Source organism: Alcanivorax quisquiliarum (genome assembly GCF_023051175.1).
GTDB lineage: Bacteria > Pseudomonadota > Gammaproteobacteria > Pseudomonadales > Alcanivoracaceae > Isoalcanivorax > Isoalcanivorax quisquiliarum.
The window spans coordinates 83559-106816 of record NZ_JALKII010000006.1; the positions used below are offsets into that span (position 1 = coordinate 83559).

Consider the following 23258-nt stretch of genomic DNA (forward strand, 5'->3'; position numbering starts at 1 on the left):
GTAGATACCCGCCTTGCTCAATGGGCAGCCCGCCGACCATGCAATAGCCCTTCCACAGAAACATCTTCATCCAGCTCAGGCCAATGAATGCCCTGCCCTTCGCCGAGCAACTCGTAGCTTGCGCGCTGCCCATCGGTTGCCTTTTCCAGCCGGGGGAACCAGGCCAGCGGCACGGACAGCTCTCTTCCGTCCACCAGAGACACGATGAGTTTGGTATCCGTGCATTTCACAGATACCGCGTGCGGTACGTTTTTGTCATGCGTCGAAAAATTCATCCCAGGCCTCCAAGAAAATTAGTTCATGTCATCACTATGACTTTTACCGTGCTCTACTTCTGAGCAGGGAATCCGCCATTTAACGCCAGCCACCAACAAAAACGCCACCCGAAGGTGGCGTCTCTGCAACCCATCAAAGCGTCACTTACGCTTCAACAGCTTCCTTCATGGACAGCTTGATGCGGCCACGCTGATCCACGTCCAGCACTTTCACTTTGATCACGTCGCCTTCTTTCACGTAGTCGGTGACTTTCTCGACGCGCTCTTGCGCGATTTGCGAAATGTGCAGCAGGCCTTCGGTGCCGGGGAAGATTTCGACGAAGGCGCCGAAATCGACGGTGCGGGTCACTTTGCCTTGGTAAATTTCGCCCACTTCCGGCTCGGCGGTGATGCCTTCGATCTTGGCAGCTGCGGCAGCGGCCAGGTCGCGGGTTTCGGCATACACTTTGACGGAGCCGTCGTCTTCGATATCGATGTTGGCGCTGAATTCTTCGCACAGGGCGCGAATGGTAGCACCGCCTTTACCGATGACGTCGCGGATTTTATCCGGGTTGATTTTCAGGGTGATCAGGGTCGGTGCGTTGGCAGAAAGCTCCGCACGCGGCTGGCTGATGACCTTGTTCATTTCGCCGAGGATGTGCAGGCGGCCTTCGCGTGCCTGGTTCAGCGCGGCTTCCATGATTTCTTCGGTGATGCCCTGGATCTTGATATCCATTTGCAGGGCGGTCACGCCTTTCTCGGTGCCGGCTACTTTGAAGTCCATGTCGCCGAGGTGGTCTTCATCACCGAGGATGTCGGAGAGTACGGCGAAGCGGCCGTCTTCTTCTTTCACCAGGCCCATGGCGATACCGGCCACCGGCGCTTTGATCGGCACACCGGCGTCCATCAGTGCCAGCGAGGTGCCGCACACGGAGGCCATGGAAGAAGAGCCGTTGGATTCGGTGATTTCCGAGACCACGCGGATAGCGTACGGGAATTCCTGTTCGGTTGGCAGCACTGCTTGCACACCGCGGCGGGCCAGACGGCCGTGGCCGATTTCACGGCGCTTTGGTGAGCCGACCATGCCGGTTTCACCCACGCAGTACGGGGGGAAGTTGTAGTGCAGCATGAAGCGATCCTGGCGTGAACCTTCCAGGGCGTCGATCAGCTGTGCGTCGCGCATGCCGCCGAGGGTGGCAGCGACGATGGCCTGGGTTTCACCACGGGTGAACAGGGCTGAACCGTGGGCTTTGGGCAAGCAGCTGGTTTCGATGTTGATCGGGCGCACGGTGTTCAGCGCACGGCCATCGATACGCGGCTTGCCGGAAACAACGGCTTCGCGCACGGTTGCTTTTTCCAGGCTGCCGAACAGGCTGGCCACTTCCGCTTTCTCCGGCGCACCTTCTTCGCCGGTGGCGAGCGCTTCGATGGCTTCGGCTTTCAGTTCGCCCAGGCGGGTGTAGCGCTGCTGCTTGTCGGTGATGGTGTAGGCTTCTGCCACACCGGCGCCGAAGCGGGATTGGATTTCACCGTAAAGCGCGTTATTGGTTTCGGCGGCCTGCCATTCCCACTGCGGCTTGCCGGCTTCGGCGGCAAATTCACCGATGGCTTTGACGGCAGCTTGCAGTTCCATATGGCCGAACAGCACCGCGCCCAGCATCTGGTCTTCGGTCAGCTCTTTGGCTTCGGATTCTACCATCAGCACGGCGCCTTCGGTGCCGGCAACCACCAGATCCAGTGCGGAATCTTTCAGCTCGGAGTAGCGCGGGTTGAGGATGTACATGTCGTCGATGAAACCGACACGCGCAGCACCCAGCGGGCCAGCGAACGGAATACCGGAGATGGCCAGTGCGGCGGAGGTGCCCAGCAGTGCGGCGATATCCGGATCATTGTCTTTGTCGGCGGACATGACGGTGGCGATGACCTGCACTTCGTTCATGAAGCCTTCGGGGAACAGCGGGCGGATCGGGCGGTCGATCAGCCGGCTGGTCAGGGTTTCTTTCTCGGACGGGCGGCCTTCGCGCTTGAAGAAACCGCCCGGGATGCGGCCGGCTGCGTAGGTGCGCTCCTGGTAGTTGACGGTCAGGGGGAAGAAGCCTTTGTTCGGGTCGGCTTCTTTCTTGCCTACTGCGGTGACCAGTACGGCGGTTTCGCCGATGGTGACCATGACTGCGCCGGAGGCCTGGCGGGCGATGCGGCCGGTTTCAAGCACGACGGTGTCGCGGCCATACTGGAATTCTTTGCGTACAGTATTGAACATATCTCTCGTCTCTTCTCTCTTCTCAACAACAATATTGCGTGCCGCCGCTGGCTCTGGCGCAGAAACGCCAAAACAACAGAAGCCCGGTGCTACCGAGCTTCTGTTGCATTGAGCATGTTGCGGCGATCCGGCGCGTTTAGCGACGCAGGCCCAGACGCTCGATCAGTTGTGCATAGCGGCTCTGATCTTTCTTGGCCAGATAGTCCAGCAGCTTGCGGCGCTGGTTTACCATGCGGATCAGCCCGCGGCGGCCGTGGTGATCTTTCTTGTGGGCCTTGAAGTGGTCTTGCAGGCCGTTGATGTTGGCGGTCAGCAGGGCCACCTGAACTTCCGGGGAACCGGTATCACCGTCTTTCAGGCCATAATCTTTCAGAATCTGTGCTTTCTCTTGCGGGCTCAGTGCCATGGTATTGCTCTCCAATATGCGCGATTGATGACGCGGTCAGCCATGCATATTTATAGCTGCCGCCAGTTCAAGCCCCGGTAAACTCCGGCCTCAGTGGGCCGTTACCAGGCGACGGGGGGCTATCATACCGTCTTCCTGGACCTCTCCGACACCCAGAAATTCCTCGGTATCGGTGCGATACAGCGTGACCCAGCCTTCTTTCGGCCGCTGAGTGGCCATGACCGGCTGGCCCTGTTGCAGATAATAGCTGGCATCTTGCCCCAGCTCCACGCGCGGCCAGTCTGCCACGGCGGTGTACAAAGGCAAGAGCTTTTTATCGATGGCATCGAAGCCGCCTTCGTCTTTCAAGGCACCGAGTTCGTCCAGGGTCAGCATCTGCCCGGCCGGATACGGCCCGGCGGAGAGCCGGTGCAGGGCGATCACATGGCCACCGCAGCCCAGCGCGGCGCCGAGATCTTCCACCAACGAGCGCACATAAGTGCCTTTGGTGCAGTCTACCTCGAAGGTGACATCCTCGCCTTCGACACCAAGCAGCTCCAGGCGGTGGATGGTCACCTGGCGCGGTTTGCGCTCGACGGTGATGCCCTGCCGCGCCAGTTTGTACAGCGGTTGGCCTTCGTGCTTGATGGCGGAGTACATCGACGGCACCTGCTCGATGGCGCCGAGGAAGCCCATCAGCGCGGCTTCGATCTGCGCTTCGGTGGCATTCACCGGGCGGGTTTCCACCACCTCGCCATCGGCGTCGCCGGTTTCGGTGGTGATGCCGAGCCGGGCGGTAACGCGATAGCTTTTGTCCGCATCCAGCAGGAACTGGCTGAATTTGGTGGCTTCGCCAAAGCAGATCGGCAACATGCCGGTCGCCAGCGGATCGAGGCTGCCGGTGTGGCCTGCCTTGGCGGCGGCAAACAGCCGCTTGACGATCTGCAAGGCGCCATTGCTGGTGATGCCGGCGGGTTTGTTCAGCAGCAGGATACCGTTGATATCCCGCCCGCGATGACGGCGCTTGGCCACTGTGCGTGCTCCTGAATCGTTACTGGCTGTCCGTGCCGTCGTTGTCGTCGCCGAGCAGGTCGCGGTCTTCCGCTCGCGCCTGGTCGATCAGCGCGGAGAGGCGGCTGGCCTCTTCCGGCAGCTTGTCATAATGGAACCGCAGTTTGGGTGTGGTGCGCGTGTTCAGATCCTTGGCCAGCTGGCTGCGCAGAAAGCCGGCTGCGTTACGCAGCACTTCTTCCGCTTCGCGGCCCGCTTCTTCGCCCTCGCCCAGCAACGTGAAATAGACATCGGCCCAGGACAGATCGCGTGCGACACGCACGGCCTGAATGGTGACCATGCCCAAACGCGGGTCTTTCATGCCGAAGCGGATCAGCGAGGCCAGCTCGCGCTGGATGTGATCTGCGATCCGGTCGGTGCGCTGAAAGCCCTGCGGGCGGCGATGTCTGGTCATGATGCGTAGCCTCTGGCTGCATGGGGCGCATTCAGCGCATCGGCTGCGGCATTGCCACGCCGGCGATTCACCAGCCGGCGTTGTGGTAGCAGCCTCTGGCTGTGCCAGAGAAACTCACTGGCACAGGCGATGCGCCAAGCGTCGTTTGTTTGCAACACCAAACCTCTTTGTATTCAGCCTGCCTTGCGGTGGGGCAAGGCAGGCTGCGGGGCGTCTCTACTCAGACCTGCTCGGGGTTCGTCAAAAACCCGTCAGAGAGTCCGCGCCACAACGCGCACTTCGAACACTTCGATCTTGTCGCCGGCTTTGACGTCGTTGTAGCTCTTCACTGCCAGGCCACACTCCATGCCGTTGCGCACTTCCTGCACGTCTTCCTTGAAGCGGCGCAGCGATTCGAGCTGGCCCTCAAAGATAACCACATCGTCGCGCAGCACGCGGATGGGCAGGTTCCGGCGCAATGTGCCTTCGACCACCATACAACCGGCCACGGCACCGAACTTGGAGCTGCGGAACACGTCGCGCACTTCCGCCACGCCGACGATCTCTTCGCGGCGCTCCGGTTCCAGCCGGCCACTCATGGCGGCTTTCACGTCATCGATCAATTCGTAGATGACGCTGTAGTAGCGCAGATCAATGCCTTCGCGCTCGCACAGTTTCTTTGCTCCGGAATCGGCACGCACGTTGAAGCCGAGGATGACGGCTTCGGATGTCATCGCCAGGTTCACGTCGGATTCGTTGATCGCGCCCACACCGGAGGTGACGATGTTCACTTTCACTTCATCGGTGGCGAGTTCGTTCAACGAGCCGATCAATGCCTCCAGTGAGCCGCGCACATCGGTCTTGAGCACGATATTGACCTGGCTGGCTTCTTTCTCGCCCATGGTCTCGAACAGGTTTTCCAGTTTCGACGCCTGTGCGCGCTTGAGCTTGAGGTCACGATCGCGGTGCTGACGGAACTCGGCCACTTCACGCGCCTTTTTCTCATCCGCCACGATCAGGAACTGCTCGCCGGATTCCGGCGCACCGTCAAGACCAAGAATCTCTACCGGGATCGACGGGCCGGCGGTATCGATCGGCTTGCCGTTCTCGTCCACCATGGCGCGGGTGCGGCCGAAGTTGGCGCCGGCCAGCATCATGTCGCCCACGTTCAGGCGGCCTTCCTGGATCAGCACGGAGGTCACCGGGCCACGGCCTTTTTCGATGCGTGATTCGATCACCACACCACGCGCCGGGCCTTCTGGTGCGGCTTTCAGCTCCAGCAATTCGGCTTGCAGCAGGATCGAATCCAGCAGCTCATCGATGCCCATGCCAGTGTGTGCCGACACGTAGCAGAACTGATAGTCGCCGCCCCATTCTTCGGAAATGACGTCGCGCTGCGACAGTTCGTTTTTCACGCGCTCCGGGTCGGCCTGCTCTTTGTCCATCTTGGTGACGGCAATGATCAGCGGCACGCCGGCCGCTTTGGCGTGGTTGATGGCTTCTTCGGTCTGCGGCATGACGCCGTCGTCGGAGGCCACCACGATCACGACGATATCCGTCGCCTGGGCACCACGGGCACGCATCGCCGTGAAGGCGGCGTGGCCTGGGGTATCGAGGAAGGTGATGATGCCTTTCTCGGTTTCCACGTGGTAGGCGCCGATGTGCTGGGTGATACCACCCGCTTCGCCCGCAGCTACCTTGGCGCGGCGAATGTGATCCAGCAGTGATGTTTTACCGTGGTCAACGTGGCCCATGATGGTCACCACCGGCGGGCGCGGCTGAGGCTCGGCGGTGTACTGCACCAGGCTGGCCAGATCGTCGGCAAAGGTTTCTTCCTGGCCTTTCACGGCACGCGGTTTGTGGCCCATTTCTTCTACCAGCAGCATCGCCGTTTCCTGATCGATATGCTGATTGACGGTGGCCATCTCACCCATTTTCATCAAGGTGCGCATCACTTCACGCGACTTGATGTTCATGCGCTGAGCCAGATCACCGACGGTGATTGTCTCAGGCACTTCCACGTCATATACCATTTTTTCAGTCGGGCTCTTGAAGCCGTGTTCTTTATGGAAGGAGCTCTTCATCTGGCCGTGCGCCACGACATTGCGCACCTGCGCCTGCGGGCGGCGACGGCGGCGCTTGGTGGTGCGCTCTTCGTCTCGCCAGCTGGCCTCCATCGCTTCGGACACGATGCCCGAACTGGTTTCGATCTCTTCGCTGCCGGTACTGGCCGGCTGCTCGCCGCCACGGCGCTCCAGCTCCTCGGCGATACGGCGCGCTTCTTCTGCTGTGCGGCGTGCAGCTTCTTCTTCCGCTTTCTTGCGGGCTTCGGCCTCCTGCTTGCGGCGGGCTTCTTCGGCTTCGCGCTTGCGGCGCTCTTCCTCTTCCCGCTTGGCGCGTTCTTCTGCCGTTTCCTCTTTCACGGCATCGGCTTTCCTGACGCCGCCTTTCGGCACCGACAAGCGCCTGGCTTTGTCTTCGGCGGACTTCTTGTCGTCGTCCGCGTCGCCACCGGCCGCTTCGGCCGCCTTGCGCTCGGCTTCGGCGCGTGCGGCAAGCTCGGCTTCACGCTTGCGAATAGCCTCTTCTTCAGCTGCCTTGCGTGCAGCTTCCTCGGCCGCTTTGCGTGCTGCCTCTTCGGCTGCCAGGCGCTCCGCCTCCAGGCGCTCGGCTTCCTGACGCTCGCGCTCCTGTTCTTCGATCACCGAACGCTTTACATAGGTGCGTTTCTTGCGCACTTCCACCGCGACTGTTCTGGCCTTGCCAGATGCACCGGTAGTCTTCAGGGTGCCGGTACTTTTGCGGCTGAGGGTAATTTTGCCAGGGGCGGCGGCGGTGGTGCGGTTGATGTGGTCGAGCAACTGCTGGCGCTGTTCCGCCGACACGGGATCATCCGCGCCCTGGTGGTTCAGGCCCGCTTCTTTCATCTGCTTCAGCAGCGTATCGACGGGGGTTCCGACGATATCCGCGAGTTTCTTAACGGTCGTATCTGCCATGTCAGCCAACCTTTCTCCTGTCCGCTCTTGCGAGGCGCCATGCTGGTGGCGCACCTCGCCTGGCAAGCTTTGCCTGCCTGCAGGCTGGCCTTGAGCCCACCTGCCCTGTTTCGGCGCCTGTCGTGGGCCTTGTCGTTATGCCCGGCGCCTGGTACTGAAACAGCCCCGCAGGGCCGTTCAGCGTTTGTCTTGTTCAAGCCTCGTCGGCAAACCAGGGCGCACGTGCAGTCATGATCAACTGCGCTGCGCGCTCCTCGTCCACGCCTTCGAGATCGAGCAGCTCATCTACCGCCTGCTCGGCGAGATCTTCCATGGTCACCACACCACGAGCGGCCAGCTGCATGGCCAGGGCGCGATCCATACCCTCCATGTTCAGCAGATCTTCTGCCGGGGCATGCTCCGATTCGCCGCCACTCAAGGCACGCGCCAACAGCGCATCCTTGGCGCGCTGGCGCAGGGCTTCGACGATATCTTCATCAAAGCCATCGATGGCGAGCATTTCTTCCATCGGTACGTAAGCCACTTCTTCCAGTGTGCTGAAGCCTTCTTCTACCAGCACAACGGCGATATCTTCATCGACATCCAGATCGTTCATGAAGCGCTCCAGCGCCTCTTGGGTTTCCGCTTGCTGTTTTTCCTGTGCGGCTTCGAGCGTCATCACGTTGAGCTCCCAGCCTGTCAGCTCGGAAGCCAGCCGGATATTCTGGCCGCCGCGCCCGATTGCCTGGGCCAGCGCGGATTCATCTTCCACCGCGATATCCATCGCGTGGCGCTCTTCGTCCACAACAATGGAGGCCACTTCTGCGGGCTGCATGGCGTTGATCACCAGCTGCGCCGGGTTGTCGTCCCACAGCACGATATCGATGCGCTCGCCACCGAGTTCGTTGGAGACTGCTTGCACGCGTGCGCCACGCATACCGACACAAGCGCCGACGGGGTCGATGCGCTGGTCGTTGGTTTTTACGGCGATCTTGGCGCGCGAGCCGGGGTCGCGGGCAGCGCCTTTGATCTCGATCAGCTCTTCACCGATCTCCGGCACTTCAATCTTGAACAGCTCGATCAGCATTTCCGGTGCGGCGCGGCTGGCAAACAGTTGCGGGCCACGGTTCTCCGGGTTGACGCCGGAGAGGTAAGCACGGATGCGATCGTTCTGGCGTACTGTTTCACGCGGGATCATGTGCTCGCGTGTAATCAACGCTTCGGCATTGCCGCCCAGATCCAGAATGATGGTGTCACGGGTGGCTTTCTTGACGCTGCCACTGATCAGCTCACCGATGCGATCACGGTATTCTTCGATGATCTGGGCGCGCTCGGCTTCGCGCACTTTCTGCACGATCACCTGCTTGGCGGTCTGCGCCGCAATGCGGCCGAACGCTACCGACTCCACTTCCTCGGCCCAGGTGTCGCCAATTTGCAGCGACGGATCCTGCTCGTGTGCTTCGTCCAGAGTCAGCTGGCGGCCGAATTCGTACAGCTCTTCGTCCGGCACCACATGCCACACCCGATAGGTGCGGTAGTCGCCAGTCACCCGGTCGATGTGAACCCGCACTTCGACGTCATCTTCCTTGAAGCGCTTTTTGGTCGCAGCGGCCAAAGCCAGCTCGATCGCCTCGAAAATCACTTCGCGGCTGACGCCTTTTTCGTTGGATACGGTTTCCGCAACCAGCAGGATCTCTTTGTTCATGGCCAGGCCTTTACAAAGACAAAAATTCAGTTTTCAGGTTGAACACAGTGCGCGGCCGCGAGCGGCTCAATCGAACTGTGGCACCACATTGGCGCGATCAACCTGCGCGAATGGGACCACCAGAGTCTGACCATCCACGGTCAGATGCAGGTTGTCGCCGTCTACAGCTGTAATCTCAGCCGTCATTCTGCGGCGGTTCTCCACCGGCGCCAACAGCCGCACTTGCGCCTGCTCGCCAATGTAGAGCTGCCATTGTTCCAGCGTAAACAGTGGGCGATCCATACCGGGGGAAGACACCTCAAGCGTGTACTCGCCCGTGATCGGATCTTCCACATCCAGCACCCCGCTGATCTGGTGACTGACGTCGGCGCAGTCATCCACGGTGATGCCTTCTTCGTGGTCGATGAAAACGCGTAGCACAGCGCCGCGGCCCTGAATATATTCCAGGCCCCAGAACATGAATCCCATGCTCTCCACTGTTGGCGCCAGTAGCGCCTCCAGCTGATCGGCTTTACGCATCGTAACCTCAGCTCCGGCCGCCCCCTCAAGAGAGTGGCCTGTCAGTTGCCAGCCCTCTCAGGGTACTGGCGCACCAAACAAAAAGCCCCTGCTAGAGGGGCTTTTTGTTACAGAATCCACGAGCAGCCGTAGATTCTTCTCTGTGGTAGCGGGGGCAGGATTCGAACCTACGACCTTCGGGTTATGAGCCCGACGAGCTACCAGACTGCTCCACCCCGCAACTAAACCTTTATGCCCGTTGTAAACCCCGGCACTGGGCTCACAACCCGAAGGTCGTCTGGACTCCCTTCGGCTTGTTACGTCTGAAAGCTCAATTTTAAAAAGCACTTCAGTCGCAACCAAATCTTACGTTGTTTTAAGCCCTACGTTTGGCTGCGCTACCGAGAAGCTCGTCGCTTCCTTTGCGGTTGTAATTGCCGCTTCGCCTTGTTGCCTGAAGCCTTTCAATCACACCAAAACTGGCCGCAAATCCTACGCACCTAAGTGCTTTTTGTCAAACCAATTTCCCGCATTGCGCGAAATAAACTATTTGCTGAAATTTGCACCGCACACAAGCCCGCCTGAGGCACAAGAACGGTGCTAGCTCTTTCCTTGATTAGCGCCGAAGGCGGGGCGAGAAGCCCCGCTTCTCGCGCCAGCGCAGCGGCGAGATATCGCTCGCCGCGTCCCGGCGCTGGCCGGCAGGCCCGCCCGAGATACAAAAGCGGGCGCCAGCCCTTTCACTAATTGGTGCCGAAGGCGGGACTTGAACCCGCACGAGCTAGGCTCACTACCCCCTCAAGATAGCGTGTCTACCAATTCCACCACTTCGGCTGATTTTTGCGTGCCTTACGGCGCTTCCGGAACGTCCTCGGCCGGGGCCGGCGATTCTACATCACCTGCCGGCACCTCAGAAGTGTTTTCCATCGGCTGCGGCACATCGCCCGCTTCGGCGTCCTGCGCTTGCGGGATCACCAGGTCGTTCGACCAGCCGGGCACATCGGACTCTTCACGCTGGAGGCGCTCAAGCACCGGCAAGCTGCCGATGTTGTCCACCGCCTGACGGGCATACCAGGCCAGGCCGAGGCTGGTCAGCATGAAGACGGTCGCCAGGATCGCGGTGGCCCGGGTCAGGAAAGAACCGGAGCCGCTGCTGCCGAACACACTTTGCGAGGCTGATGCGCCACCGCCAAAGGATGCACCGGCATCGGCGCCTTTGCCGTGCTGAATCAACACCAGGCCAATCAGGGCCAGTGCCGTCAACACATGAACAACGTGAAGAACAATATCCATAACGTCCGCTTATTGCGCTGTTGCCGCCTGACAAATGGCGAGAAAACTGTCCGCGTCCAGTGACGCCCCTCCGATCAGAGCGCCATCAATGTCACTCTCGGCCAGCAGGGAGGCGGCATTATCCGCCTTTACACTGCCGCCGTAAAGGATACGAATGCCGGTTGCGATTTTCGCGTCGATAGCGGCGAGGCGCGCACGGATAAAATGGTGCACGGCTTGCGCCTGGGCGGGGCTTGCGGTGAGCCCGGTGCCGATGGCCCAGACCGGTTCATATGCCACCACAGCTTGCTCAAGTGCCTGTATTCCTGCGGCTTTAACCACTGCATCCAGCTGCCGCCCGACCACCGCTTCCGTTTCGCCGGCCTCGCGCTCAGCCTGAGTTTCGCCCACACACAATACTGGCACAAGGCCAGCCGCCTGGGCGCGCTGGAACTTGGCGACGACTACGTCATCGCTCTCGCCATACACGGTGCGGCGCTCGGAATGGCCCACCAGCACATAGCCACATTGCAGATCACCCAGCATTTCGCCGGAGACTTCGCCTGTAAAAGCGCCGTCTTCGCTGGCTGCCAGATCCTGTGCGCCGAGATGCACGGCGCTGCCCTGGAGTGTCACCGCCACCGGCGCAAGATAAGGAAACGGCGGGCACACGAGCACCTCGACGCCAGCTGGGGCGCCTTTGGCAATGGCGCTGGCCAATTCTCGGGCCATGGTCAGGCGGCCGTTCATTTTCCAGTTACCAGCGATCAGGGGGGTACGAGGGGTGGACATGGTTCGTCTGCCTTTTTTCAATTCTCGGATGGCTCGGCCTGGGCCGGGAACAGGTCAGGCGCCTTCTTTCGGGCAAGTGGCGCGCACTTGCCCGTGTGGTTCAGAGTTGCCGCTTTTCAGGCGATGGCGCTCTGGACGGTTTCAGCCAGCTCGCCGCATACCTGCGCCACCAGCGCTTCGTCTTCGCCTTCCACCATCACGCGGATCAGCGGCTCGGTGCCGGAAGGGCGCAGCAATACGCGCCCTTTGCCGGCCAGACGCGCTTCGGCGGCGCTGATGGCCTGTTTCACGTCGTCGCGCTCGGCAACGCCGTCGCGGCGCTCGCCACGTACATTGATCATTGTCTGCGGTAATTTCTGCATGCCGGCGCAGGCGTCGCGCAATGTGCATTGACGATGCTGCAACGCCGCCAGCACTTGCAGGGCGGCAATGATACCGTCGCCGGTGGTGGTGCAATCCAGGCAAATGATGTGGCCGGAGGATTCGCCGCCGAGCTGCCAGCTGTGATGATCGAGTTTTTCGATCACGTAGCGGTCGCCGACCTTGGCGCGGCAAAACGGAATATCCACCGCCTTCAACGCCAGCTCCAGGCCAAAGTTCGACATCAGCGTGCCGACAGCGCCGCCCTGAAGCGTGCCGCGCAGGTGGCGATCCATGGCGAGGATATACAGCAGCTGATCGCCGTCCACCAGGTTGCCCTGATCGTCAACCATCAGCACTCGATCAGCATCACCATCCAGCGCGATGCCGAGATCGGCGCCATGCTCGACAACAGCGCGCTGCAAGGCTTCCGGGTGCGTGCTGCCGCAGTTCAGGTTGATATTCACGCCGTCCGGCTCGGTGCCCAGCTCGATCACATCTGCGCCGAGCTCTTCCAGTACGTCCGGCGCGATGTGATAAGCGGCGCCATTGGCGCAATCCACCACGACTTTCATGCCTCTGAGGCTCAGGCGGCCGAGCACGGTGCTTTTGCAGAATTCGATATAGCGCCCGCGTGCGTCCACGATGCGGCGCACCTTGCCGAGCGAATCGGCGTTTGCCATTTGCATCGGCTCATCAAGACGCGCCTCGATTTCACTTTCGATATGATCGGGCAGCTTACGGCCATTGGCGCCGAAGAACTTGATGCCGTTGTCGGTGTAAGGGTTATGCGAGGCGGAGATCACGATGCCGGCCTGGGCATGGAAGGTGTGCGTCAGATAAGCGATGGCTGGCGTCGGCATGGGCCCGAGTAGCAGCACATCCACGCCGGCGGCGGAGATGCCTGCTTCCAGGGCGGATTCGAACATGTAACCCGAGATGCGGGTGTCTTTGCCGATCAGAATCTTGCTCTGGCCGGATTCGGCCAGCACGCTGCCGGCGGCCCAGCCCAGCTTCAGTACAAAATCCGGGGTGATCGGAAACTGCCCGACGGTGCCGCGTACGCCATCCGTGCCGAAGTATTTGCGGGTCATCCTGTCTCGTCCTCTTTCTTGCCCTTTGCCGGCCGCCGGCGGGTAACGCCGGCGACGTTGCGTGCGCCTAGGCGCTCAGCACCGCCTGGGCGATGTTCAATGCATCCGCGGTTTCACGCACATCGTGGGCGCGAATAATATGCGCGCCGCGCTCGAATGCCATGACATGAAGCGCCAATCCCGCCGCCAGCCGCTGATCCACCGGCCGCCCGAGGGCGTGGCCGATCATGGATTTGCGCGACATACCGGCGAGGATCGGCAGCTCGAATGCCTGCAAACGGTTCATTTCACGCAGCAGGCGCAGATTATGCGCCAGGGTCTTGCCAAAACCGAAGCCGGGATCGATTACCAGCCGCTGCCGGGGAATACCCGCCGCCAGGCACGCCTCGACACGCTCGCGCAGGTAATTTTCCACGGCGCTGATCACATCATCATCGGGGTAGCTGGGTTGCTGCTGCATCACGCCCGGCTCGCCGTTCATGTGCATCAGGCATACGGCCAGCCCGGTGTCCACCGCCGCCGCCAGCGCGCCGGGGCGGGTGAGCGCACGCACGTCGTTGATCAGCCCGGCGCCAGCGCGGGCACCTTCGCGCATTACGTCCGGCGTGCTGGTATCCAGTGAGATCACCACATCCAGCTCGGCGGCGATGGCCTCGACCACCGGCACCACTCGTTCAAGCTCCTGCTCGACGGTGACGGGGGCCGCACCTGGCCGGGTGGATTCGCCACCGATATCGATGATGCTCGCGCCTTCTTCCACCATGCGCCGTGCCTGCGCCAGCGCTGCGTCGCGCTGCACATATTTGCCGCCGTCGGAGAAGGAGTCGGGCGTGACGTTCAGCACGCCCATAACGACAGGCGCGGACAGTGCCAGTGTCCGCGCCCCGCATTGCAGTAGGTAATCGCTTGCCATAGTCAGTGGGTGTTGGCTGGCCCGCCGATCGGGCCTTCGCTCCGTGGGCCGGCCGGCTCGGAGCCGCCTTCGCTGGCCGGCGAGCCGCTGCCGGGGCCGGGGTCCTGCCAGTCTTTCGGCGGCCGCGGCTGACGGCCACTCATGATGTCTTCGATCTGTTCGGCGTCGATGGTTTCGTATTGCATCAGCGCCTGTGCCATGGCTTCCAGCTTGTCGCGATTGTCCTCGAGAATCTGTTTTGCACGCGCATAGCAGCTGTCGATGATGGCGCGCACTTCGCGGTCGATTTCCTGGGCAATTTCTTCCGACACATGCTTGGTCTGAGACATGGTCTTGCCGAGGAAGACTTCACCTTCTTCTTCCTCGTAGGCCAACGGCCCGAGCTTTTCCGACAGACCCCATTTGGTCACCATCGCCCGCGCCAGCTTGGTGGCACGCTCGATATCGTTGGAGGCGCCGGTGGTGACGCCATCGAAGCCATTGATCATTTCTTCGGCAATACGGCCACCGAACAACGAGCAGATCATGCTTTCCAGCGCCCGCTTGGACTGGCTGTATTTGTCTTCGGTGGGCAGGTACATGGTCACACCCAGGGCGCGGCCACGGGGAATGATCGACACTTTGTACACCGGATCATGCTCCGGCACGATGCGGCCGATGATCGCGTGGCCGGCTTCGTGGTACGCGGTGTTGAGCTTCTCTTTTTCGCTCATCACCATGGAGCGCCGCTCCGCGCCCATCAGGATCTTGTCCTTGGCGCGTTCGAATTCTTCCATGCTCACCAGGCGCTTGTTGCCCCGCGCCGCAAACAGCGCCGCTTCGTTCACCAGGTTGGCCAGATCAGCACCGGAGAAACCGGGTGTGCCACGGGCAATCAGGCTCGGGTTGACATCATCGGCCACCGGCACGTTGCGCATGTGTACCTTGATGATCTGCTCGCGGCCACGTACGTCGGGCAGCGGCACCACCACCTGACGGTCAAAACGGCCCGGCCGCAGCAGCGCCGCATCGAGCACATCCGGGCGGTTGGTGGCGGCGATGACGATGATGCCGTCGTTGGCACCAAAGCCGTCCATTTCCACCAGCAGCTGGTTCAGCGTTTGTTCACGCTCATCGTGCCCGCCGCCCAGGCCGGCACCACGGCTGCGGCCCACGGCGTCGATTTCATCAATAAAGATGATGCAGGGCGCGTGTTTTTTTGCCTGCTCGAACATATCGCGCACGCGGGAGGCGCCCACGCCGACAAACATTTCCACAAAATCGGAGCCGGAGATGGAGAAAAACGGCACCCGCGCCTCGCCGGCAATCGCTTTGGCCAGCAGGGTTTTACCTGTACCGGGCGAGCCGACCATCAGCACGCCACGGGGAATACGCCCGCCAAGGCGCTGGAATTTGCCCGGATCACGCAGGAATTCCACCAGCTCCTGCACTTCTTCCTTGGCCTCTTCCACGCCGGCCACATCGGCGAAGGTGGTCTTGATCTGGTCTTCGGAGAGCAGCCGCGCTTTGCTTTTGCCGAATGTCATCGGCCCGCCGCCACCTTTGCCACCGCCCTGCATCTGGCGCATGAAAAAGATGAAAATGGCGAGGATCAGCAGGATCGGCAGGATCGACAGCAGCAGCTGGGTCATGAAGCCCTGCCGCTCCGGCTCCTTGCCCTCCACGCGCACGTTGTTCTGGATCAGCGTCGGCATCAGGTCGAGATCGGGCAGCGCCGGCTTCACGGTTTCAAAGCCGTTGCCCTGGCGGTCTTCGCCGCGAATCCGGTAATCCTGCACCTGTACGCGGGCCACATCGCCGCGCTCCACGCGCTTGATGAACTCGGAGTATTCCACCGTCTGCACGGCGGGCTCGTGGCTGATGCCCTGGGCGACTACGTACAAGACGCCGGCAATCACCAACCAGAGCACGATATTCTTGGTCATGTCGTTCAAGGGACACCTCTTCCCGTTGACGCCGATTTGCGTGCATGGCATTTCGCCACACACCATAGAACTTACACCATTTTCAGGCCGGTCCCCAGCAGGTATGTCTCCGGGGAGCGCGGGCGGCTGGCCGCAGGCTTGCGGGTAACCAGCTTGTCGAACCCCTGCTGGAGCTCGCGCCGGTACTCATCCACCCCTTCGCCCTGAAATATCTTGGTCAGGAAACGGCCCTCGCGGGACAGCACTCGCCGTGCCATATCCAGCGCCAACTCCGCCAGATACATGGCGCGTGGCTGATCCACCGCCCGGTTACCACTCATATTGGGGGCCATGTCGGACATTACAAGGTCAACCTTGTTCCCGCCCAGCGCTTCGAGGATCGCCTCGAACACGCTTTCGTCGTGAAAATCGCCCTGAATGAAGGTTACATCGGGGATCGCGTCCATCGGCAAGATGTCGCTGGCTACCACCCGGCCGCTGCTGCCCACCAGCCGGGCGGCCACCTGTGACCAGCCGCCGGGGGCGGCACCGAGATCCAGCACCCGCATGCCGGGCCGGAACAGTTTGTCCTTTTCGTGTATTTCCAGCAGCTTGTAGCTGGCGCGGGAGCGATAACCCTCGGCCTGCGCCTTGGCCACCCAGGGATCGTTGAAATGCTCCTGCAACCAGCGGCCGCTGCTTTTTGATCGTGCCATCTGCTTTTGACCTGCCTTGCTTGCTACGGGCGCCACTGCTCGCGAGCGGGCGCAGATCCGGTTAGAATGTGCGCCCTTTTCCGGAGATCCGCCATGCCTCTTTCCGCCCAGGACACTCGCCGCTTCCGCGCTATCGGCCATCATCTCAAGCCGATCCTGATTTTCGGGGGCAACGGCCTGAGCGATGCCTTCACCAGCGAGCTGGATGCCCGACTGGAGGACCATGAGCTCATCAAGGTACGCATCAATGCCGAAAACCGGGATGATCGCAACGCGGTAATCGCGGCCCTGCTGGAGGCTTCTGCTGCCGAGCTGGTGCAGCGAGTCGGTAACGTCGCGCTGCTTTACCGGGCCGCGAAAAAGCCCAACCCCAAGCTCTCCAACATTCTGCGCGCCCAACAGGGCTGAGCCCGGCGGCGCCATTCTTCATTAGCAGACCTGTGAGCGGGCCTGCATTAACCGGCCTGCACTAGCGAAGCCTGACGCGGCGCGGCCAGGCACGGCGGCTGGCCTGTTCTTTCTACACTGTTCTTTCTACCTGACCCTTCACCAGGCGCACCTCTGCGCCCGGCTCGCTTCGCCACTAAAAAAGGGAGCGGCGGGGTGCGCGCCTCAAAGGCTCGCCTTGTTACAGATGCTCCACTTTGTCGATTTCGTACTCGACCACCCCGCCGGGTGTTTCGATCTGCACCACGTCGCCCTCTTCCTTGCCGATCAGGCCACGGGCAATGGGAGAATTGACCGAAATTTTCTGCTGTTTGATATCCGCTTCGTCATCACCCACGATCTTGTAGACTCGCTCTTCGTCGGTATCGACGTTGATGATGGTCACGGTCGTACCGAACAACACCTTGCCGGTGGGCTGAATTTCTCTCACATCGATAATCTGTGCTGCTGCCAGCCGAGATTCGATCTCGTTGATCCGGCCTTCACAAAAGCCCTGCTCTTCACGCGCCGCGTGGTACTCTGCGTTTTCTTTCAGATCGCCGTGCTCGCGGGCTTCGGCAATCGCCTGCACAATGCGCGGGCGCTCGACCATTTTCAAACGCTGCAATTCTGCGCGCAGCGCTTCAGCACCCTCGACAGTCATCGGGAATCGCTGCATCAGTTACCTCCATTAACGGCATTTTCAAGTGCCGCATGCAGATCCTGCAGGCGTCGTACCTGCAAGTCGTCCTCCAGTTTCAGTGTCTGGCACACTGCCCAGGCGGCGCTGATGGTGGTGGTGTAATACACCTTGTGCTGCAATGCCGAACGCCGGATGGCGAACGAATCGCGCACCGCCTGCTTGCCTTCGGTGGTGTTGATGATCATGGCGATTTCATCGTTCTTGATCATGTCCACCACGTGCGGGCGGCCTTCCATCACTTTATTCACTCGCGTGACAGGAATCCCCGCCGCGTCGATACGTTTCGCGGTGCCGTCGGTGGCGACCAGATTGAAGCCGAGCGCAACCAGCTTGCGCGCCACTTCCACCGCCGGCTCTTTATCCGCTTCGCGCACGGAAATGAAGATCGTGCCTTCACGCGGCAAGCGCTCGCCGGCCGCCAGCGCCGCCTTGCCATACGCTTCGGCAAAGGTTGCACCGACGCCCATCACCTCACCGGTGGATTTCATTTCCGGGCCCAGGATCGGATCGACCTTGGTGAACTTGGCGAACGGGAACACCGCCTCTTTTACATAGTAATGTTGTGGCACGATCTCTCGCGTAAAACCTTGTGACTTCAGCGAGGTGCCGGCCATGCAGCGGGCCGCCACGGCAGCTAGCGACACGCCGATTGCCTTGGACACATAGGGCACCGTGCGCGAGGCACGCGGGTTCACTTCCAGCACGTACACGTCGCCATCCTTGACGGCAAACTGCACGTTCATCAGGCCGATCACGCCCAGCTCTTTGGCCATCGCCGCCGACTGCTCACGCATCACGTTCTGCACATCGTCCGGCAGGTTGTATGGCGGCAGGGAGCAGGCCGAGTCACCGGAGTGCACGCCAGCTTGCTCGATATGCTGCATGATGCCGCCGATCACCACGTCTTCACCGTCGCATACGGCGTCCACATCGGTTTCGATGGCATCGTCAAGAAAGCGATCCAGCAGCACCGGCGATTCATTGGAAACGGACACTGCGTTTTTCATGTAGCTGCGCAGTTCGTCTTCGTTGAACACCACTTCCATGGCGCGGCCACCAAGCACATACGAAGGCCGTACCACTAGCGGATAGCCGATTTCGGCGGCCAGCCGCACACCATCTTCAATGCTGCGTGCGGTACGGTTCGGCGGCTGCTTCAGGCCAAGCTTGTTGACCATCTGCTGGAAGCGCTCGCGATCCTCGGCTTCATCGATGGCATCCGGGCTGGTGCCGATGATCGGCACGCCAGCGCCCTGAAGTGCGCGGGCCAGTTTCAGCGGTGTCTGACCGCCGTACTGCACGATCACGCCTTTCGGTTTTTCCTTGGCAACGATTTCGAGCACGTCTTCCAGTGTCACCGGCTCGAAATAGAGGCGGTCTGATGTGTCGTAATCGGTGGAGACGGTCTCCGGGTTACAGTTGACCATGATGGTTTCGTAACCGTCTTCGCGCATTGCCAGCGCGGCGTGCACGCAGCAATAGTCGAATTCGATGCCCTGACCGATCCGGTTCGGGCCGCCGCCTATCACCATGATTTTTTCACGATCCGACGGCAGCGACTCGCACTCTTCGTCGTATGTGGAATACATATAGGCGGTGCTGGTGGCAAATTCTGCCGCGCAGGTATCGACGCGCTTGTACACGGGCCGGATATTGAATTCATGGCGCTTGCCACGCACATCGGCCTCTTTCACGCCCAGCAGGCGTGCCAGCCGCGCATCGGAAAAGCCCTTGCGCTTGAGGCGATACAAGGTGTCGCGATCCAGGCCGGTAAAAGTGATGTCGGCCAGGCGCTGCTCGTCACGAATCAGGTCTTCGATCTGCACCAGGAACCAGTGGTCGATCTTGGTCAAGCGATACAGTTCCTCCACGGTGAGGCCGGCGCGGAACGCATCGCCCAGCACCCAGATACGATCCGGGCCTGGCGAAGCCAGCGATTCGATCACTTGCTGGCGCAGATCGCCATCTTTCGGATCGAGCTTCGGATCAAAACCGCAGGAATCTGTTTCCAGGCCCCGCAGTGCCTTGTGCAGCGACTCTTGAAAGTTGCGGCCGATCGCCATTACTTCGCCCACGGATTTCATCTGCGTGGTGAGCACCGGATCAGCAGCGCTGAATTTCTCGAAGTTGAAACGCGGAATCTTGGTAACAACGTAATCAATGGAGGGTTCGAACGAGGCCGGCGTCTTGCCGCCGGTAATGTCGTTCTGCAACTCGTCCAGCGTATAACCAACGGCCAGCTTGGCGGCGATTTTTGCAATCGGGAAACCGGTTGCCTTGGAGGCCAGTGCGGACGAACGGGAGACGCGCGGGTTCATTTCGATAACGACCATGCGGCCCGTTTGCGGGCAGATGCCGAACTGCACGTTGGAACCACCGGTCTCGACGCCGATCTCGCGCAGCACCGCGATGGAGGCGTCGCGCATGATCTGGTATTCCTTGTCGGTCAGCGTTTGCGCCGGCGCGACGGTGATGGAATCACCTGTATGCACGCCCATCGGATCAAGGTTTTCGATGGTGCAGACAATGATGCAGTTGTCGTTCTTGTCACGCACCACTTCGGTTTCAAATTCTTTCCAGCCGAGCAGTGATTCATCGATCAGCAGCTCTTTGGTGGGTGAAAGATCCAGGCCGCGCTCGCAGATTTCCTGAAACTCTTCGCGGTTGTACGCGATGCCGCCACCTGACCCACCCATGGTAAAGCTGGGGCGGATGATGCAGGGGAAGCCGATATCTTCCAGCACTGCGAAGGCTTCTTCCATGGAGTGCGCCAGCGCTGAGCGCGGGCATTCCAGGCCGATCTTGCGCATCGCCTGATCGAAGCGGCTGCGGTCTTCTGCCTTGTCGATGGCATCGGCGTTGGCGCCGATCATTTCCACGTTGTATTTTTTCAGGACACCGTGGCGTTCCAGATCCAGCGCGCAGTTCAGCGCGGTCTGGCCGCCCATGGTGGGCAGCAGCGCGTCAGGGCGCTCCTTGGCGATGATGCGTTCGACGGTTTCCCAGGTGATCGGCTCGATATAGGTGGCATCGGCCATGGCCGGATCGGTCATGATGGTGGCGGGATTGGAATTCACCAGGATGACGCGGTATCCCTCTTCGCGCAGCGCTTTACAGGCCTGGGCACCGGAGTAGTCGAACTCGCAGGCCTGGCCGATCACGATAGGCCCTGCGCCGATGATGAGGATGCTTTGTATGTCTGTGCGTTTTGGCATGGTCGAGTAACCGTCCGCATGGGTGCTTGCTACTGGGCCGGACGTCGAATTTCGGACGCCGCGGGGGCGTGCCGCCCTGGCCCACTGAGAGTTTAGCGTCTGGCGTCAAACGCCGGACGTGGCGCTGGCGGCCCTGTTGGCCCGCCGGCGCGGTGCTTTCCTTTTACCGGCTTTACCGGGATCACTTCGCCTCGCGAGCCGCCATCAGCTCGACGAAGTAATCGAACAGCGAGGCAGGGTCGTGCGGCCCTGGGCTGGCTTCCGGGTGGCCCTGAAAACTGAAGGCCGGCTTTTCCGTGTGATGAACGCCTTGCTGTGAGCCATCGAACAGCGAGACATGAGTAGCTCGCAGCGTTGCCGGCAACGAGTCGCCATCCACCTCGAAGCCATGGTTCTGGCTGGTGATCATCACGGTACTGTGTTGCAGATCTTTCACCGGATGGTTGGCGCCGTGGTGGCCGAACTTCATCTTGCGCGTTTTGGCACCACAGGCCAGCGCCAGCAGTTGATGGCCAAGGCAGATGCCGAACATCGGCAGCCCGGTATCCAGAATTTCCCGGATCGCCTGGATGGCGTAATCGCACGGCTCGGGGTCGCCGGGGCCGTTGGAAAGAAACACGCCATCAGGCTTCATCGCCAGCACTTCGCTGGCCGGCGTCTGCGCCGGCACCACGGTGAGCTTGCAGCCGCGTTCGGCAAGCAGGCGCAGGATGTTGCGCTTGGCGCCAAAATCGTAGGCCACCACATGGAAGCGGGCGTCGGCCTGCTCGCGGTAGCCTTCGCCCAGCCGCCAGGTGCCTTCTGTCCAGCTGTAGGCTTCTTTGGTGCTGACTTCGCGGGCCAGATCTTTGCCCGCCAGCCCGGAAAAGCTGCGTGCGGCGGCCAGGGCGTCGTCTTCCGAGACGCCTTCGCCAGCGATGATGCAGCCGCTCTGGGCGCCTTTTTCCCGCAGGATGCGGGTCAGGCGGCGGGTATCAATCTCGGCAATGGCGACGATATTTTGCTGGCGCAGGTACTCGGGCAGGCTTTGCTCGGCACGCCAGTTGCTGACCGTCTGGGCCAGATCGCGGATAACCAGACCCGCAGCCCATACCTTGGAGGATTCATTATCTTCCGCATTGATGCCGGTGTTGCCAATATGCGGATAGGTGAGGGTGACAATTTGCTGGGCATAGGAAGGATCGGTCAGGATCTCCTGATAGCCGGTGAGCGCTGTATTAAACACCACCTCGCCAACGGTCTTGCCGGACGCGCCGAGTGCGACGCCCCGGAAGATGCTGCCGTCTTCCAGCGCCAGTATGGCCGGTACCGTCAACGCAACCTCCAGAATTCATTACTGTGTCTTGCGGGAAAGGGCCCGCACCGTGCATCGCGTGCGCAAAAAAGCGAGATGGAGTGATCCATCTCGCTCGAATTCGGCTCATTTGGCCGCCAGCCGCGTCACCGGCCCTTCAGGATCGCGGTATTTTAGGGGCAATCGCCGCCGGGCGCCAGCGCAAGGACACACTGGCAGGGCATCGGGCTGAAATACGAGACGTCAGTCCCGTAAGCCAAGCACGTCCTGCATGTCGAATACGCCGCGCTCACGCTCTGCCAGCCAGGCGGCGGCACGCACTGCACCGCGGGCGAAATTCATGCGGCTGCTGGCCTTGTGGGTAATCTCGATGCGCTCGCCTTCGCCGGCAAACATCACCGTGTGCTCGCCGACGATATCGCCGGCACGGATGGTCTCGAAGCCGATCGTCTTCCGATCACGGGCGCCGGTGCGGCCTTCGCGGCCATAAACAGCACAATCCTTGAGATCGCGGCCGAGCGCACTGGCCACCACTTCGCCCATCGCCAGGGCGGTGCCGGACGGCGCATCGATCTTGTGTCGGTGGTGCGCCTCGATCACTTCGATATCCACCTCGTCGCCCAGCACGCGGGCTGCGGTGTCGAGCAGCTTCAGGCATAGCGTCACGCCCACTGAATAGTTGGCAGCAAAGCAGATGGCGATATCCGCGCCAGCGGCGTGCAGCTCCGCCTTCTGCTCGTCTGTCAGGCCGGTGGTGCCGATCACCAGGCGGCGCCCGGCAGCGCGGCAGGCGCGAATATTCACCATGGTTGCTTCCGGAATGGTGAAGTCGATAAACACATCCGCGTCGTTGATGACCTTGTTGATGTCGTCCGCCAGCAACACGCCCAGCTTGCCCTGCCCTACCAGTTCACCGGCATCGGCACCGATCAGCGAACTGCCGGGCACATCGACCGCGGCGCCGAGAACGAGGCCGTCAAACGCCTGCACCGCTTCGATCAGGGTGCGCCCCATGCGCCCGGCGGCGCCGATGATGCCTACTTTCATG

At 61.2% G+C, this 23258-nt stretch carries 19 protein-coding genes and 2 tRNA genes; 1 reads left to right on the forward strand and 20 read right to left on the reverse strand.

The window, feature by feature from the left end; genetic code table 11:
- Positions 1 to 17 precede the first annotated feature (17 nt).
- The 16 genes from MU846_RS09970 to rlmE all read right to left on the reverse strand — a co-directional run bounded on the left by MU846_RS09970 (position 18) and on the right by rlmE (position 16572).
- Positions 18 to 275, reverse strand: a complete 258-nt coding sequence (locus MU846_RS09970) for a DUF2442 domain-containing protein (protein WP_246952255.1) — start codon at positions 273 to 275, stop codon at positions 18 to 20.
- 145 nt (positions 276 to 420) lie between these two features.
- Positions 421 to 2514, reverse strand: a complete 2094-nt coding sequence (pnp, locus tag MU846_RS09975; protein ID WP_246952256.1) for a polyribonucleotide nucleotidyltransferase — start codon at positions 2512 to 2514, stop codon at positions 421 to 423.
- 136 nt (positions 2515 to 2650) lie between these two features.
- Entirely contained in the window at positions 2651 to 2920 is a 270-nt protein-coding gene (rpsO, locus tag MU846_RS09980; protein WP_246952259.1) for a 30S ribosomal protein S15, read from the reverse strand.
- A 90-nt stretch (positions 2921 to 3010) separates the two neighbouring features.
- Positions 3011 to 3931, reverse strand: coding sequence for a tRNA pseudouridine(55) synthase TruB (gene truB, locus MU846_RS09985; RefSeq protein ID WP_246952261.1), 921 nt, complete (start codon positions 3929 to 3931; stop codon positions 3011 to 3013).
- A 19-nt stretch (positions 3932 to 3950) separates the two neighbouring features.
- Positions 3951 to 4364 (reverse strand): 30S ribosome-binding factor RbfA, encoded by a 414-nt coding sequence (gene rbfA, locus MU846_RS09990; RefSeq protein WP_246952263.1) that lies wholly within the window; start codon positions 4362 to 4364, stop codon positions 3951 to 3953.
- Positions 4365 to 4615: 251 nt separating this feature from the next.
- Positions 4616 to 7339 carry a translation initiation factor IF-2 gene (infB, locus tag MU846_RS09995; protein ID WP_246952265.1) on the reverse strand — a complete coding sequence of 908 codons (2724 nt, stop codon included), beginning with the start codon at positions 7337 to 7339 and terminating at the stop codon, positions 4616 to 4618.
- Positions 7340 to 7532: 193 nt separating this feature from the next.
- Complete coding sequence (nusA, locus tag MU846_RS10000; RefSeq protein ID WP_246952267.1) at positions 7533 to 9023, reverse strand: transcription termination factor NusA; 1491 nt, start codon at positions 9021 to 9023, stop codon at positions 7533 to 7535.
- A 66-nt stretch (positions 9024 to 9089) separates the two neighbouring features.
- On the reverse strand, positions 9090 to 9542 hold the full coding sequence (gene rimP / locus MU846_RS10005; RefSeq protein WP_246952269.1) for a ribosome maturation factor RimP: 453 nt from the start codon (positions 9540 to 9542) through the stop codon (positions 9090 to 9092).
- A 143-nt stretch (positions 9543 to 9685) separates the two neighbouring features.
- Positions 9686 to 9762, reverse strand: a tRNA-Met gene (locus tag MU846_RS10010).
- 507 nt (positions 9763 to 10269) lie between these two features.
- Positions 10270 to 10355 (reverse strand) — tRNA-Leu (locus MU846_RS10015).
- Between the two features lie 15 nt (positions 10356 to 10370).
- Positions 10371 to 10814, reverse strand: a complete 444-nt coding sequence (secG, locus tag MU846_RS10020) for a preprotein translocase subunit SecG (protein WP_246952271.1) — start codon at positions 10812 to 10814, stop codon at positions 10371 to 10373.
- A 9-nt stretch (positions 10815 to 10823) separates the two neighbouring features.
- Positions 10824 to 11585, reverse strand: a complete 762-nt coding sequence (gene tpiA / locus MU846_RS10025) for a triose-phosphate isomerase (protein ID WP_246952273.1) — start codon at positions 11583 to 11585, stop codon at positions 10824 to 10826.
- A 116-nt stretch (positions 11586 to 11701) separates the two neighbouring features.
- Complete coding sequence (glmM, locus tag MU846_RS10030) at positions 11702 to 13039, reverse strand: phosphoglucosamine mutase (protein WP_246952275.1); 1338 nt, start codon at positions 13037 to 13039, stop codon at positions 11702 to 11704.
- A 67-nt stretch (positions 13040 to 13106) separates the two neighbouring features.
- Positions 13107 to 13952: a dihydropteroate synthase gene (folP, locus tag MU846_RS10035; RefSeq protein WP_246952278.1), complete on the reverse strand. Its 846-nt coding sequence runs from the start codon at positions 13950 to 13952 to the stop codon at positions 13107 to 13109.
- Positions 13953 to 13954: 2 nt separating this feature from the next.
- Positions 13955 to 15877, reverse strand: a complete 1923-nt coding sequence (gene ftsH, locus MU846_RS10040) for an ATP-dependent zinc metalloprotease FtsH (RefSeq protein ID WP_246952506.1) — start codon at positions 15875 to 15877, stop codon at positions 13955 to 13957.
- 71 nt (positions 15878 to 15948) lie between these two features.
- Positions 15949 to 16572 (reverse strand): 23S rRNA (uridine(2552)-2'-O)-methyltransferase RlmE, encoded by a 624-nt coding sequence (gene rlmE / locus MU846_RS10045; protein ID WP_246952280.1) that lies wholly within the window; start codon positions 16570 to 16572, stop codon positions 15949 to 15951.
- A 93-nt stretch (positions 16573 to 16665) separates the two neighbouring features.
- Here rlmE and MU846_RS10050 point away from each other — a divergent pair, with 93 nt between their 5' ends.
- Positions 16666 to 16980 (forward strand): YhbY family RNA-binding protein, encoded by a 315-nt coding sequence (locus tag MU846_RS10050; protein ID WP_246952282.1) that lies wholly within the window; start codon positions 16666 to 16668, stop codon positions 16978 to 16980.
- 220 nt (positions 16981 to 17200) lie between these two features.
- Here MU846_RS10050 and greA read toward each other — a convergent pair whose 3' ends face one another.
- From greA to dapB, 4 genes are all read right to left on the reverse strand, one after another.
- Positions 17201 to 17677, reverse strand: a complete 477-nt coding sequence (gene greA, locus MU846_RS10055) for a transcription elongation factor GreA (RefSeq protein WP_246952284.1) — start codon at positions 17675 to 17677, stop codon at positions 17201 to 17203.
- Complete coding sequence (gene carB, locus MU846_RS10060; protein WP_246952286.1) at positions 17677 to 20916, reverse strand: carbamoyl-phosphate synthase large subunit; 3240 nt, start codon at positions 20914 to 20916, stop codon at positions 17677 to 17679. Before carB ends, greA begins: the two co-directional genes overlap by 1 nt.
- Before the next feature lie 181 nt (positions 20917 to 21097).
- On the reverse strand, positions 21098 to 22231 hold the full coding sequence (gene carA, locus MU846_RS10065) for a glutamine-hydrolyzing carbamoyl-phosphate synthase small subunit (RefSeq protein WP_246952288.1): 1134 nt from the start codon (positions 22229 to 22231) through the stop codon (positions 21098 to 21100).
- A 222-nt stretch (positions 22232 to 22453) separates the two neighbouring features.
- On the reverse strand, positions 22454 to 23257 hold the full coding sequence (dapB, locus tag MU846_RS10070) for a 4-hydroxy-tetrahydrodipicolinate reductase (RefSeq protein WP_246952290.1): 804 nt from the start codon (positions 23255 to 23257) through the stop codon (positions 22454 to 22456).
- Position 23258 lies beyond the last annotated feature (1 nt).